Raw genomic sequence first — 12,477 nt, 5'->3', positions numbered from 1 at the left:
AAATATCCGATTGAGATCAACTATTTGAAAATGGACCGGCCAGAGGCTTGCCGCAGCAGGCTCTGGGCCGGAAGGAACTTCCATGGCCGAAAAATTCTCCCTGAAAGACCATCTGTTCAATGCCGAGACGATCGGGCAATTGGCATCGGAATTTGCCCTTCTGCCCGGATTTGAGGCCGATGCCTTCGCGGCCGAGGTCTTGTCGGGCTTCGATGGGCGCGAACTGTTGGAGCGGCTCGACTGGATCGCCGATTGCCTTGAGCCGCGCCTCGCATCGGATTTTCCCACCATGGCGGATCAGGTGCAGGCCGCCATGCCCGCGCCGTTGGACCCGACACTTCGCGACGATGATTTCGGGCAATTCATCCATGCCGTGCCGGGCATCCTGGCCGTGCGTCACGGGTTGGAGGATCACCGCGACCGCGCGCTGGATCTGCTGGAGCAGGCAACGCAGCGCTTTTCGATGGAATTCTACATTCGCCCGTTCCTGAACCGCTGGCCCGATGAAACGCTGGCCCGGTTGCAGCGTTGGGCCAAGCACGACAATTACCACGTGCGGCGTCTTGTCAGCGAAGGTACACGTCCGCGTCTTCCTTGGGCCAAGAATATCGAGATCGAACCTCTGGTGCCGTTGCCCTTGCTGAACCAGTTGCACGCCGATCCGACGCGTTATGTGACCCGTTCGGTCGCGAACCATATGAACGATCTGAGCAAAGTGTCTCCGGATACCGTGTTGAAAACGCTGACGGATTGGCAGGCTGAGGGGCGGCAGAATCCGCGCGAATTGGCCTGGATGACCTCCCATGCGCTGCGCACGATGATCAAGTCGGGAGAGCCGCGTGCCATGGCGATGCTGGGCTATGAAGCCGAGGCCGACATCCGCGTCGATCGCCTGACAATGACACCGCCTGCGCCAAAAATCGGCGACAAGACCGTCGTTGAGATCGTGCTGAGCGCGGATCAGGACACGCCCGTTCTGGTCGATTATGCAATCCGTTTCACGCGGCCCTCAGGCGCCGAAACGGACAAGGTCTTTAAGGTGAAGCAAGGCATCGTGCGGGCGAGCAAGCCGCTGACGCTGAAAAAGACGCAAGTGTTCAAGGCCGAGGCGAGCACCTACACGCTGGTGCCGGGGTCGCATCGGCTGTCGCTGATGGTCAATGGCGGGGTGCGGGCGGTTTTGGACTTCGATCTTGGCGCTGCGGAGACAAGCTGATAAGCGCATTGGCCGACAAAAATGATCGGAAATCGCCCGTGACAGCCCCGCCGCGTTTGGAACTCGACCAGATCTCATGTCGGTTTGATGGCCGTACCGTTGTGCGAGACGTGTCTTTGTCGGTGCAAGCGGGCGACGTGTTGTGCCTGCTCGGGCCATCGGGCTGCGGCAAGTCCACAACGCTTCGGGTGGTCGCCGGGATCGAACGGCAGAGCGCCGGGACGGTCCGCGCCGATGGCGAAGTCTTGTCAGATTCCGATCTGCACACACCCCCAGAGGCCCGAGGCGTGGGTCTTATCTTTCAGGACTTTGCGCTTTTCCCACATTTGAGCGTCGCGCAGAATATAGCCTTTGGCCTGCGCGGATCGGGCGTGGATATCAATGCGCGCGTGGCGGAATTGCTGAAACGGGTGGATCTTGATGGCTACGGCGATACGCCGCCGCACATGCTATCGGGCGGTGAGCAACAGCGCGTGGCCCTGGCCCGTGCCCTGGCGCCCCGGCCCCGGATCATGCTGATGGATGAGCCGTTTTCCGGCCTCGACAACCGGCTGCGCGATGGCATCCGGGACGAGACACTGCACTTGCTCAAGGAAGAGGGCACCGCCGTGGTTCTGGTCACCCACGAGCCGGAAGAGGCGATGCGGATGGCCGATCAAATCGCCCTGATGCGCGACGGGCAGGTGGTGCAAATCGGGGCGCCCTATAACATCTACTCGTCTCCGTGCGACCGGGATGCGGCGGCATTCTTTAGTGATGTCAACGTCTTGCGGGGGCGTGTGGAAGGTGCGTTGACCGACACCGCCTTTGGTCAATTCCTGGCCCCCGGCGTGCCCGATGGCACCGATGTCGAGATCGTCTTTCGCCCCCAGCATGTGAAGATCGACTTTGATCGTGGCGGGCGTGGCCCGAACCCGACCCCGTCCGAAGGAGTGCCCGCCCGCGGCATTGTCGAGCGGGCCCGATTCATGGGCCATGAAAGCCTGGTCGAGTTTCGCATGGATTTCGATGCCCGAATCCTGAAAGCGACCGTTCCCGGGGTGTTTCTACCCAAACCGGGTGTCGCCTTGTGGTTAACGATCCGGCGAGATCGCTGTTTTGTGTTTCCAAACCGCGGCTGAGCGCCCCGAAATGCGTTTTTGGGCTTTGATCTGTGGGCGCGAGCCCATACCTATGCACAAGGAATTTCAACAAACCGGGTTCTGCCGCGACACCACGCGGGCGCCCTGGAGGGAGAGAACATGCTTAACAATATTGGGCCAGCTGGCCTTCTGCTGATCGCGGTCGTGGTCTTGGTTCTGTTCGGGCGCGGCAAAATCGCCGGTCTGATGGGCGAAGTCGGCAAGGGCATCACAGCCTTCAAACGCGGCGTGAAAGACCCCGAGGGCAATGAGATCGAAGATGCCACAGCGACCGCCGACGGCAGCGCCGCGCGCGACGTGACCCCCGAAGAGCGCGAGCGCGACAACGCGTAAGCCCCTCAGCGATGCAGGGCCGAGGAGCGGTGGATGCCTGACATTGGCATGATGGAGCTGTTGGTGATTGGGATCGTGGCGTTGATCGTCGTCGGTCCCAAAGACCTGCCGAAATTGTTCCAGCGTGTGGGGCAGATCGTGGGGCAGGTGCGCGGCATGGCACGCGAATTCAGCCGCGCGATGAACGAGGCCGCCGACGAGTCCGGCATGACCGAGATGACGAAAGATTTGCGCGCCGCGTCAAAGTTCACCAATCCCGGCAAGATGGCCAAGGATATCGTGGGCGACGTGATGGACGATATCGACCCGACGAAGTTCGAGGAAGGCTCGGAAACCCGTATCATCGCCGAGAAAAAGGCGAAGGCGCAGGCCGAAGCGCGCGCCAAGGCCGACGCCCTGCGCGCGGCCCGTGAGGCGGAAACAAGCGCCGAGCCCGAAGAGCCGCCCGCGCCCGCGCCCGAGCCGCAGGTTGATCGCCCATGAGCCAGATTGAAGACCACAGCGCCGAGGATGAGCTGGCCGATAGCGCCGCGCCGCTGATCGAGCATTTGGCCGAGTTGCGCACGCGACTCATCCGGTCGGTCGCGGCGTTTCTCGTGGGCATGGTGGCGATGTTCACCGTGGCCGATCCAATCCTGACCTTCATTTCGCAGCCCTTGGCGGATGTTCTGCGCGACCGGGGCGAGGATGCGCGGCTGATCTTCACCGCGCCGCAAGAGAAATTCTTCGTCTTGATCCGCATCTCGATCATCATGGGCTTCGCGGTATCGTTCCCGATCATCGCCCATCAGCTTTGGCGCTTTGTCGCGCCCGGCCTTTACAGGTCTGAGAAAAATGCGGTTCTGCCCTTTATCATCGCCTCGCCCGTCCTGTTCCTGATCGGTGCGAGCTTTGCCCATTACGTCGTCACGCCGCTGGCGATGACCTTCTTCATCGGGTTCTCCGATGCCATCCCGGCCTTGGCGAATTTGCTGGCGGGGGACGGGACGTTTTCCAACCCCGAAGCGGACAATGAATTGCGGACGGTGTTCCTGGGCTCGGTCCGGGAATCCCTGGATCTGGCGCTGAAATTCATTTTCGCCTTCGGGCTTTGTTTCCAATTGCCGGTCCTGCTGACCCTGATGGGCAAGGCGGGGCTGGTCACGGCGGAGGGTCTCGGCAATGTGCGCAAATGGGCGGTTGTCGGCATTCTGACCCTGGCCGCTTTGGTGACCCCGCCCGATGTCATCACCCAGGTTATCCTGTTCACCGTCGTCTACGGCCTTTACGAAATCTCCATTCAATTGGTGCGATTGGTAGAGGCACAACGGATCCGTCGGCTGCGCGCCGAGGGCATCCTTGACGAAGGTGAGGAGCTTTAGGCCCAGTGTCGGACCAGGATGTGTTGATCCGTATCGCGGAGGCGTTGGAGCGGTTGAGCCCACCGCCTGCGGCCCGCCCCGATTGGTCCGCCGCCGAGGCCTTCGTGTGGCATGCCGACCCCGATCATCTTGAACCGGTGACGCAGGTGAACCGGGTGCCGCTGGAATTGCTGCACGGCATCGACGGGGCCCGCGACACGCTGCTGAAAAACACACGGCAATTTGTGCAGGGCCTGCCGGCCAACAACGCGTTGCTCTGGGGCGCGCGGGGGATGGGCAAAAGCTCTCTGGTCAAGGCGGTCCATGGCGCGGTCGTCGATGAGATGCCGGGGCTGAAACTGGTGGAAATCCAGCGCGAGGATCTGCCGTCGATCGGGCGGCTCTTGCGGCTGCTGCGCGGGGCTGAGGAACGGGTAATCCTGTTCTGCGACGACCTCTCGTTCAGCCATGACGATCAGCATTACAAATCGCTGAAAGCGGTGCTGGATGGCGGTGTGTCGGGGCGCCCGGACAATGTGGTGTTCTATGCGACGTCGAACCGGCGGCATCTGATGCCGCGCGATATGATCGAGAATGAGCGCTCGACTGCGGTGAACCCGTCGGAGGCGGTGGAAGAAAAGGTGTCTTTGTCGGATCGGTTTGGCCTGTGGCTGGGCTTCCATGCTTGCGGGCAGGACGCCTATCTGACGATGATCCGCAGCTATTGCGACGCCTATGGCGTGACCATTTGCGATGAGGATCTGCGCGCCCAGGCAATCGAATGGCAGGCGACGCGCGGCGCGCGGTCGGGCCGGGTCGCGTGGCAGTTCTTCACCGACTTGGCCGGGCGGCACGGCGTCTCGATCTAGCTGATCGCCTTTTGCACGCGGGCCATGAGCGCGTCACTGTCTTCAGCTGCTGCTTCCGGCGAAGGCTCGGCATCTGCGCGAGGGATGGGCGGCGACGGTTCAGCCGCGGGCTTAGCGCATGGCTGGGGCGAGGTCGTCTGACGCTGGTCCGAAGGCGTGGGCGCTTTTGGCCGCAGCCGGTCGGCCTCGGCGGCCTCCGTCACGCGAACGGCCCGTTTGTCCATGATCCCGTGCCAGACGCTGGGGATCATGGCCAGCACCGCCATGATCGGCATGGGATAGGGCAAAACGGGGCCCGGCGCATCGGGGGCCAGCGCGTCAAAGCTGCGGCCCGGATGCATATGATGTTCCGAATGGGACGGCGCATTCAGCATCAGATAGGAGGAAAAGCCCCGCGGTGCGTTCCACGAATGATGCGGACCGACCGGCTCGTACCGGCCATTGGGCAGCAGCAGACGTTGCAGGCCGTAATGCTGAAGGTAATCCGACATCAGGATCTGTGCGCCGGTCAGCGCGGCGAGGCCCACGAACAGGAGCACACCGCCAATGCCACCCAGGACACTGGCCGCGATCAGCGCAAGCAATGCGCCGCCAATCCAGATCCAATAGGGATTGTGCGGACTTTTTTCTGGGCGGCCCTGCTGGTCCAGCCGGTCAATCTCGACCTCAAGCCCCGCCTCGAACGATCCGCGCCAGGCGCGCGGCAGATAGGCGTAAAAGCTTTCGCCCGGCAGCGGGGTATTGGGGTCTGCGTCGGTGCCGACATGGGCGTGATGCACCAGCCGGTGGGCGGATACGTGGTGTCCAAACCCGACCGAGATATAGACGGCTGCGCCCAGCATCCGGAGCGGGCGCGGGGCCCGGTGGATCAGGTCGTGGGCATTGGGGTGGCTGACCTGACCAAAGAAAGACGCCGTCCCGAAAAACAGCGCGAGGCCCTGGCCAAAGGTCAGGCCCGCCGCGCTGAGCGCCGCAAGGGTGACGGCCAGCAGGGCAAAATGACCGATTGCCAAAGCCACGGAGAGGCGTGTCGCCCAACGCGTGTCGCCCTCCGGGTCGGGGGCAGGCGGTTGCAGGATCTGATCGCCGATGGCCGCGACCAATGTCAGCCAGATCAAGGCAAGGACGGCAAAGCCACCCCAGACCAGCCCGCCCAGCAGAAGCAGCGCCAGGGGGGCAAGCGTCGCAATGGCATAGCGGGCGATAACGGGCATGGGCGCGCGATCCTTGCGGGTTTGGGCGGCATTGCGGGCGGTGCCCGCAGGCTGCGCGGGCTTTGTGGCGAAAGAATGGCCGCCCGCGCACCTCTTTCCAAGGGCGCGGCGTCGTATTAGGTGAGTTTAAGACGATTTCAGCCAGAGGCGTGCCCCCCGTGTCCTTTTTCCGCAAAATGAAAGATCGGATGTTCAAATCCTCCTCCAAACTGGATGAGGGGCTGGATGCGATCATCGATGAGGGGGCAGACGAGGCGCCGCTTGCGGAGGCGCCCGCGCCGAAACCTGCCGCACCGCCTGAGCCTGCCCTAGATCCACGGCGCGAGCCTGAGCCGGATCCGCGGCCCGAACCCGTCGCCCAGGTGACGCCCGATCCCGCCCCCGAACCCACGCCCGCGCCATCCCCCGAAGCGGCGGAACCGGAGCCCAAGGCCGCGAAGCCCGGTCTGTTCGGGCGCATGTTGGGCCGCTCGGCCGAGCCGCGCCGGGCGCTGGACGACGACATGCTGGAGCAGTTGGAGGAATTGCTGATCACCTCGGATATGGGGGTCGACATCGCGCTGCGCGTGACGGCCAACATGGCCGAGGGGCGCTATGGCAAGATGATGTCGGCCAGCGAGATCAAAGACCTTTTGGCCCAAGAGATATCCGGTGTGATGGAGCCCGTCGCGCGCCCGCTGCCGATCTACCCCAAAACGCCGCAGGTTGTGCTGGTCGTGGGTGTCAACGGGTCGGGCAAGACCACAACCATCGGCAAATTGGCCAGCCAGTTCCGCGCCGCGGGTAAGAAGGTGGTGATCGCGGCGGGTGATACGTTCCGCGCCGCCGCCGTCGAGCAATTGCAGGTTTGGGGCGAGCGCGCGGGCGTGCCGGTTCTGACGGCGCCCGAGGGCTCGGACCCCGCCGCGCTGGCCTTCGATGCGATGGGCAAGGCCGAAGCGGAAGGCGCCGATTTGTTGATGATCGACACGGCGGGGCGGCTGCAAAACCGCGCAGATCTTATGGAAGAACTCGCCAAGATCGTGCGCGTGATCCGCAAGAAAGACCCGGATGCGCCCCATAACACCTTGCTGGTGCTGGATGCGACCACCGGTCAGAACGCACTGGGCCAGGTGGAGACGTTCCAGAAGATGGCCGATGTCAGCGGGCTGGTGATGACCAAGCTGGACGGCACGGCAAAGGGCGGTGTGCTGGTCGCCCTGGCCGACAAGTTCGGCCTGCCGATCCACGCGATTGGCGTCGGTGAACAGATCGACGATCTGGCCCCGTTCGATCCCGAGGACTTCGCCAAGGCGCTGGTCGGCGTGGAATGAGACGGGTGCTGCTCGGATTGGCTGTGCTGCTTGCAAGCCCCGCTTTGGCGCAGACCACACCGCAAGATTGCCTGCGATCCGGCCATATGCTGCTGGCGATGGCGGGGTGGCCCGTGGAGTTGCCAGAACCTGACATGGCAGATGGTATGTGCCGCGTGACGGATGCGGAATTTGAACAGGATCTACAGACAATCCGTGTCGATGTCATGGAATGGCGCATCGTCGGGCTTGAGGCTTTGATGGCCGGGCAAGACGCATCGTTTGAACTCGATATACGCGTCGAGGGGCTTCGGGTCTTTCCGAAAGCCGAGGGGTTTCCGCGCTTTGCCTACGCATTGGAGGCATTGCACGCATCGCAGCCGGGCGTGGCCCTTACCCTCTCCATGGCGATGGAGGAGGGTGTTTTGGTGATGGATCAGGCCATGGTCACGATGGACGGGCCTGACAACGCGGTCTGGGCCGATCTCGCTGCCTCCGGGGCGAATTTGACGGATCCGTCCGGTCTACAGCTCGATGGCCTCTCAATCGGCGCCCGGGCCGATGGGGTATTTGAGGCGATGGTGCTGCCGATCCTGATGCAGAGCCTGCCATTGGACGATGCGCAACCCATTGCGCCGCAGGTCGCGGCGTTGAAAACCGACCTCGTGGCGCAGATCCGCGATCTTCCCGATCCGATCTTTCCCGAAGCCACCCGCGCGGCTCTGGCTGAGGTCGTCACCGATTTCCCCGTCTTCCGCGGTCAACTCGATATCGTCCTGGATGTCGGTGACGGCCTGCCGCTGGTAGAGTTGGCCATCAATCCTCAGCCACCCGCCTCTCTGCCTGAGGCGCTGGAGATGTTGGAGGGCGTTCGGGTACTGGCTGATTACACGCCGGCAGAGTGACCCACCTTTGACATGAGCGCTTGGATCCAAAGCATCGAGGGGACGGATCAGGGCGCCACGGTCGCGCTGATCTTGGCTTTGCTTGCCGCGGTGCTGCACGCCGTGTTCGGTGCGTTGCAAAAGGGGCGGCACGATCCGATGCTGGCCCGGGGCGCAATCGATGCCAGCTATGGGCTGATGGCGGCCCCCTTCGCGCTGTTTGTCGTGCCCTGGCCCGAGCCGCATATGTGGCCGATCTTTGCGGGCGTCTTCGTGATCCATGCGGGCTACAAATTCGCCGTCCTCGCCGCCTATAGGCGCGGCGCCTTCACGGTGGTCTATCCGGTGATGCGCGGGACCGGTCCCTTGTTCACCATCGTCGGGGCCTGGTTGATCTTCGGCGAGACGTTTTCGGCTGTGCAATGGCTGGGCGTGGTGGTTCTGTTGGCCGGGCTTTATGGGCTAGCGGCCTTCAACATGGCGCGTGTGACCGTGGCGCGCGACACGCTGGTGCCCGCGCTGGCCTTTGCGGTGCTGACGGGGCTGTTTGTGGCGCTCTACACCACCTATGACGCCTATGGCATCCGCGCCACGGCGGATCCGTTCACCTTCCTGGCATGGTTCTTCTTTATCGATGGTCTGCTGTTTCCGGTGCTGGCCACGCGCTTCTACCGCCGGATGGGGTCGCCCCCGGCGCTCGGTCCGCTCGCCTTGCGCGGCGTGGTTGGCGGCGTCGTGGCCTTCGCCTCTTTCGGGTCGATCATGCTGGCCACGCGTCTGGATCAGGTGGGTGAGGCCGCCGTTCTGCGTGAAACCTCGACCGTTTTTGCGGCATTGATCGGCTGGCTGTTCCTGCGCGAGCCCGTTGGACCCGCACGAACCGCATTGATGGGGTTGATTGCTCTGGGCGCGGTGATAGTTGAGTTCGGTGGATAAGGAGCGGACATGGCCGAAGAACGACAGATCAACCCCTGGTTAAAAAACGGCTTGGAGCTGGGCCCGCCCATCCTGTTCTTCATCGCCTATCTGCGCCTGCAAGAGACCAGCGTGTCCATCGGCGGCACGGAATATGAAGGCTTTATCATCGCCACCGCCGTCTTTGTGCCGATCCTTCTGACGACCACGGCCATCCTGTGGAAGCTGACCGGGGTGATCTCTCGCATTCAGGTCTTCACGGCGATCCTGGTGGTGTTTTTCGGCGCGCTGACCGTCTGGTTCAACGACCCGCGCTTTTTCAAGATGAAGACGACCATCGTCTATGCGTTTTTCGCGCTGATGCTGGGGATCGGCTTGGCCCAGGGCAAAAGCTATCTCAAGTTCCTGATGGGGGACCGGCTGCCCATGGCCGATGAAGGCTGGATGATCATGACCAAGCGCCTCGCTTTGGCGTTTGTGGCCATGGCGGTGGCCAATGAGATCGTCTGGCGCACCCAGAGCGAGCAATTCTGGGTCACCTTCGAAACCTTCGGCCTGCCGATTTTCCTGTTTGCCCTGATCATGACGCAAGCGCCTTTGATCGAACGGTTCAGCCTTGCCGAGGATGAGGGCGAGGACGACGCGGCTTAGCCTTCTTTCGCTTGGCTTTGGGGGCGGCATGGCCCTCGGTCGCGGCCTCCAGGCCCAGTTGATCGCGCAAGACGCGGGGCCGGATCTCTTCCACCTCTCCGGGTTTCAGCTGCCCCAGCCGGAACGGGCCGTAGCTGACCCGCAGCAGGCGGTTCACGTCAAAGCCCAATTCACCCATGGCGCGCCGGATCTCACGGTTTTTGCCCTCGCGCAGGCCGATGGTCACCCAGGCATTGGCGCCTTGCTGGCGGTCGAGCGTGATCTCCATGGGTTGGAACCTGTCGCCCTCCACCACGATCCCGCGCCGCAGCGGCTCGAAATCCGCATCTTTGGGTGTACCTTTCATCCGCACGCGATATTTGCGCAGCCAGCCGGTCGACGGCAATTCCAGCTTGCGCTTCACCCCGCCATCATTGGTCAGCAGAAGCAGCCCCTCGGAATTCATATCCAGGCGCCCCACCGACATCACCCGCGGGAGCTCCGACGGCAGCGCGTCGAACACCGTCTCACGGTTCTTTTCGTCTGACATGGTCGTCACCAGCCCCGCGGGTTTGTGATAGAGCCAGACACGCGGGCGTCCGATCTCGGGCAGGGGGGCATTGTCGACCTCGATCACATCGGCATCGGTCACGTTCAGCGCCGGGCTCTCGATCACGGCGCCATTCACCGCAACGCGCCCCGCGGCAATCATCCGCTCCGCCTCCCGGCGCGAGGCAACGCCCGCCCGGCTCAGGCGTTTTGCAATGCGTTCTCCATCTGTCATGCCAGCGGGGTAAACGTTTGACAGCGCCGAGGAAAGCGGCAACCACGAGGATATGAGCCAATTCACCAGTTTCATGGGCGCCGCCCTGGCCGAGGCGCGCGCCGCCGCCGATCGCGGAGAGGTGCCGGTGGGCGCCGTGGTGGTGCGCAACGGAGATATCCTCGCGGCGGCGGGCAACCGGACACGCGCGCTCTGCGATCCCACCGCCCATGCCGAGATCCTGGCGATCCGCGCGGCCTGCGCCGCCCTGCAAAGCGAACGGCTGAATGAGTGCGATCTCTGGGTCACGCTGGAACCCTGCGCCACCTGCGCGGGCGCCATCGCGGCTGCCCGGATCGCCCGGCTCTATATCGGCGCGCCGGACCCGAAATCCGGTGGCGTCGCACAGGGCGCCCGCGTGTTCGACCATCCCCAAAGCCACCACCGCCCAGAAATCTACACCGGGATCCAAGAGGCGGAGGCGACCATCCTCCTAAAAGACTTCTTCGCCAGCCGCCGATAACGCGCCTGTCTTCCATTGGCTCCAAATACCCAAATCAACCATAGCAAGTCTGCGCAGGGCCCCGCCTCTGGCGAAAGCCGATCCAGAGGCGCTCGCCTGAGCGGCCCCGAAAGGGGCAAGCGAGGCAAATCGAATGCACCGAAGGTGCACAATATGACTAAAGGAAAACGCGCGGAGGGCCTGTAAGCCGGATTTTGTCTAGCCAGGGTGTCCCCGGCCGAGATGACCATTCCTCTCGGCCTGCTGTTGCCAACAGGCTCTAGCTGCCAACCCGGACCGCGGGGTGAAGCGCCCCATGGCGCGGTCCCTATTCGGCATTGCTCCCGGTGGGGCTTGCCATGCGAGCCCTGTTGCCAGGGCCCCGGTGGGCCTTACCCCACCGTTTCACCATTCCTATGCATGCATAGGTGTCTGTTCTCTGTGGCGCTGTCCGTCGGATTGCTCCGCCCGGGCGTTACCCGGCACCGCCGCTTCAAGGAGTCCGGACTTTCCTCGGCACGGTATTTGCTTCGCAAATCCGTGCCAGCCGTGGCAGTGCCTTTTCGCAGAAAAGGTCACGGGAACGGCCCGTTGGATCATTGCAGAGCAAATACAGCGCCGCGGCCATCCAGCCCTCCGCGCGGGGTCGTCCCTAGCCCTGCGCGCCGCCCCGATCAACCCCGAACCGCGCGGCCAGATCCGCCATGATCCCGCAATCCACCCCATCCAGCGGCCCCTTCGCCCAGGGCCGGAACCGTAGGCGCACCATATCGCGCAGCAGATCATCTTCCATCTCGCCATATCCGAAGGTCGTGGCGTCCCTGCGAAACTGCGCCGAAAGCGCCTGGGTGGTGGAGGTGGGATTTGGGTATTTTTGGCCATTGGAAGACCCGGTCGCGTGTGCGTCGGGCACATCCGGCCAGATTGAGAGCCCTTGCCGCGCCAGGCGCCGCCAATCAAAGCGCGGGCCGGGATCGATCTTGCGGCCCGGCGCCATGTCGGAATGGCCGATCACGCCCTGGGGCGGGATGTCCCAACGCGCCAGGATCTGCGGCAGCAGGCGTTCCAGCGCGGCCATCAGCGGCGCGGAAAAGGGGCTGGCGCCGTCATTGTCGAGTTCGATGCCAATCGAGCGGCTGTTGACATCGCCTTGCCCGTGCCAGGTGCCCTTACCCGCATGCCAGGCGCGCTGATCCTCATCGACAAGGTCCAGAACCGCACCATCGCGACCGATCAGGTAATGAGCCGAGACCTCCCGCGCCGGGTCGCACAGAACACGGGCTGCGGCGGCGCAGTCCGACATGGCGGTATAGTGCAACACCACCAATGTCGGTGTCAGGCCGTCGCGGCGCGGCCCGAAATTGGGCGAACGCATCG

At 63.5% G+C, this 12,477-nt stretch carries 14 protein-coding genes and 1 other RNA gene; 11 read left to right on the top strand and 4 right to left on the bottom strand.

Annotated features, from left to right (window positions below; genetic code table 11):
* The first annotated feature begins 82 nt into the window (after window positions 1-82).
* The 6 genes from V8J82_RS03160 to V8J82_RS03135 all read left to right on the top strand — a co-directional run bounded on the left by V8J82_RS03160 (window position 83) and on the right by V8J82_RS03135 (window position 4,900).
* The gene (locus V8J82_RS03160) at window positions 83-1,216 is read left to right on the top strand and encodes a YhaZ family DNA alkylation repair protein (RefSeq protein WP_339972071.1); all 1,134 of its coding nucleotides are present in this window, start codon (window positions 83-85) and stop codon (window positions 1,214-1,216) included.
* A 38-nt stretch (window positions 1,217-1,254) separates the two neighbouring features.
* Complete coding sequence (locus tag V8J82_RS03155; protein WP_339972069.1) at window positions 1,255-2,337, top strand: ABC transporter ATP-binding protein; 1,083 nt, start codon at window positions 1,255-1,257, stop codon at window positions 2,335-2,337.
* Between the two features lie 120 nt (window positions 2,338-2,457).
* The gene (locus V8J82_RS03150; protein ID WP_339972067.1) at window positions 2,458-2,691 is read left to right on the top strand and encodes a twin-arginine translocase TatA/TatE family subunit; all 234 of its coding nucleotides are present in this window, start codon (window positions 2,458-2,460) and stop codon (window positions 2,689-2,691) included.
* Window positions 2,692-2,724: 33 nt separating this feature from the next.
* Window positions 2,725-3,174, top strand: coding sequence for a Sec-independent protein translocase protein TatB (tatB, locus tag V8J82_RS03145; protein ID WP_339972065.1), 450 nt, complete (start codon window positions 2,725-2,727; stop codon window positions 3,172-3,174).
* Window positions 3,171-4,052 (top strand): twin-arginine translocase subunit TatC, encoded by an 882-nt coding sequence (tatC, locus tag V8J82_RS03140; RefSeq protein WP_339972063.1) that lies wholly within the window; start codon window positions 3,171-3,173, stop codon window positions 4,050-4,052. The genes tatB and tatC overlap by 4 nt, the downstream gene beginning before the upstream one ends.
* 5 nt (window positions 4,053-4,057) lie before the next feature.
* On the top strand, window positions 4,058-4,900 hold the full coding sequence (locus V8J82_RS03135; RefSeq protein WP_339972061.1) for an ATP-binding protein: 843 nt from the start codon (window positions 4,058-4,060) through the stop codon (window positions 4,898-4,900).
* Here V8J82_RS03135 and V8J82_RS03130 read toward each other — a convergent pair.
* Complete coding sequence (locus tag V8J82_RS03130) at window positions 4,897-6,114, bottom strand: alkane 1-monooxygenase (protein WP_339972059.1); 1,218 nt, start codon at window positions 6,112-6,114, stop codon at window positions 4,897-4,899. The two genes, V8J82_RS03135 and V8J82_RS03130, sit on opposite strands and share 4 nt — an antisense overlap.
* Window positions 6,115-6,272: 158 nt before the next feature.
* On the opposite strand from V8J82_RS03130, the gene ftsY reads away from it, so the two are divergent.
* Genes ftsY through V8J82_RS03110 form a run of 4 tightly spaced genes read left to right on the top strand, consistent with a single transcriptional unit; the run spans window position 6,273 to window position 9,856 of the window.
* The gene (gene ftsY / locus V8J82_RS03125; protein WP_339972057.1) at window positions 6,273-7,427 is read left to right on the top strand and encodes a signal recognition particle-docking protein FtsY; all 1,155 of its coding nucleotides are present in this window, start codon (window positions 6,273-6,275) and stop codon (window positions 7,425-7,427) included.
* Entirely contained in the window at window positions 7,424-8,311 is an 888-nt protein-coding gene (locus V8J82_RS03120) for a hypothetical protein (protein ID WP_339972055.1), read from the top strand. Before ftsY ends, V8J82_RS03120 begins: the two co-directional genes overlap by 4 nt.
* A gap of 12 nt (window positions 8,312-8,323) precedes the next feature.
* Window positions 8,324-9,226, top strand: a complete 903-nt coding sequence (locus tag V8J82_RS03115; protein ID WP_339972053.1) for an EamA family transporter — start codon at window positions 8,324-8,326, stop codon at window positions 9,224-9,226.
* Between the two features lie 9 nt (window positions 9,227-9,235).
* Window positions 9,236-9,856 (top strand): inner membrane-spanning protein YciB, encoded by a 621-nt coding sequence (locus V8J82_RS03110; RefSeq protein WP_339972051.1) that lies wholly within the window; start codon window positions 9,236-9,238, stop codon window positions 9,854-9,856.
* Here V8J82_RS03110 and V8J82_RS03105 read toward each other — a convergent pair.
* Complete coding sequence (locus tag V8J82_RS03105; protein WP_339972049.1) at window positions 9,816-10,619, bottom strand: pseudouridine synthase; 804 nt, start codon at window positions 10,617-10,619, stop codon at window positions 9,816-9,818. The genes V8J82_RS03110 and V8J82_RS03105 overlap by 41 nt on opposite strands.
* Before the next feature lie 52 nt (window positions 10,620-10,671).
* Between V8J82_RS03105 and V8J82_RS03100 the strand changes: the two genes are divergently transcribed.
* Window positions 10,672-11,121 (top strand): nucleoside deaminase, encoded by a 450-nt coding sequence (locus V8J82_RS03100; RefSeq protein WP_339972047.1) that lies wholly within the window; start codon window positions 10,672-10,674, stop codon window positions 11,119-11,121.
* Between the two features lie 167 nt (window positions 11,122-11,288).
* Here V8J82_RS03100 and rnpB read toward each other — a convergent pair.
* Both rnpB and V8J82_RS03090 read right to left on the bottom strand, forming a co-directional pair.
* Window positions 11,289-11,651, bottom strand: an RNA gene (gene rnpB, locus V8J82_RS03095) — RNase P RNA component class A.
* 101 nt (window positions 11,652-11,752) lie between these two features.
* The gene (locus tag V8J82_RS03090) at window positions 11,753-12,475 is read right to left on the bottom strand and encodes an N-acetylmuramoyl-L-alanine amidase (RefSeq protein ID WP_339972045.1); all 723 of its coding nucleotides are present in this window, start codon (window positions 12,473-12,475) and stop codon (window positions 11,753-11,755) included.
* Between the last annotated feature and the right edge of the window lie 2 nt (window positions 12,476-12,477).

Source organism: Gymnodinialimonas mytili (assembly GCF_037544085.1).
Lineage (GTDB): Bacteria > Pseudomonadota > Alphaproteobacteria > Rhodobacterales > Rhodobacteraceae > Gymnodinialimonas > Gymnodinialimonas mytili.
The sequence above is the reverse complement of the archived record's forward strand: the minus strand, read 5'-3'. Positions and strand labels throughout refer to the sequence as shown.

Excerpts from the sequence above, each read along its gene's own strand:
- V8J82_RS03160 (WP_339972071.1), top strand. The coding sequence starts at position 83 with ATGGCCGAAAAATTCTCCCTGAAAGACCATCTGTTCAATGCCGAGACG.
- V8J82_RS03150 (WP_339972067.1), top strand. The coding sequence starts at position 2,458 with ATGCTTAACAATATTGGGCCAGCTGGCCTTCTGCTGATCGCGGTCGTG.
- tatB (WP_339972065.1), top strand. The coding sequence starts at position 2,725 with ATGCCTGACATTGGCATGATGGAGCTGTTGGTGATTGGGATCGTGGCG.
- tatC (WP_339972063.1), top strand. The coding sequence starts at position 3,171 with ATGAGCCAGATTGAAGACCACAGCGCCGAGGATGAGCTGGCCGATAGC.
- V8J82_RS03130 (WP_339972059.1), bottom strand. The coding sequence starts at position 6,114 with ATGCCCGTTATCGCCCGCTATGCCATTGCGACGCTTGCCCCCCTGGCG.
- V8J82_RS03120 (WP_339972055.1), top strand. The coding sequence starts at position 7,424 with ATGAGACGGGTGCTGCTCGGATTGGCTGTGCTGCTTGCAAGCCCCGCT.
- V8J82_RS03115 (WP_339972053.1), top strand. The coding sequence starts at position 8,324 with ATGAGCGCTTGGATCCAAAGCATCGAGGGGACGGATCAGGGCGCCACG.
- V8J82_RS03110 (WP_339972051.1), top strand. The coding sequence starts at position 9,236 with ATGGCCGAAGAACGACAGATCAACCCCTGGTTAAAAAACGGCTTGGAG.
- V8J82_RS03105 (WP_339972049.1), bottom strand. The coding sequence starts at position 10,619 with ATGACAGATGGAGAACGCATTGCAAAACGCCTGAGCCGGGCGGGCGTT.
- V8J82_RS03100 (WP_339972047.1), top strand. The coding sequence starts at position 10,672 with ATGAGCCAATTCACCAGTTTCATGGGCGCCGCCCTGGCCGAGGCGCGC.
- V8J82_RS03090 (WP_339972045.1), bottom strand. The coding sequence starts at position 12,475 with ATGCGTTCGCCCAATTTCGGGCCGCGCCGCGACGGCCTGACACCGACA.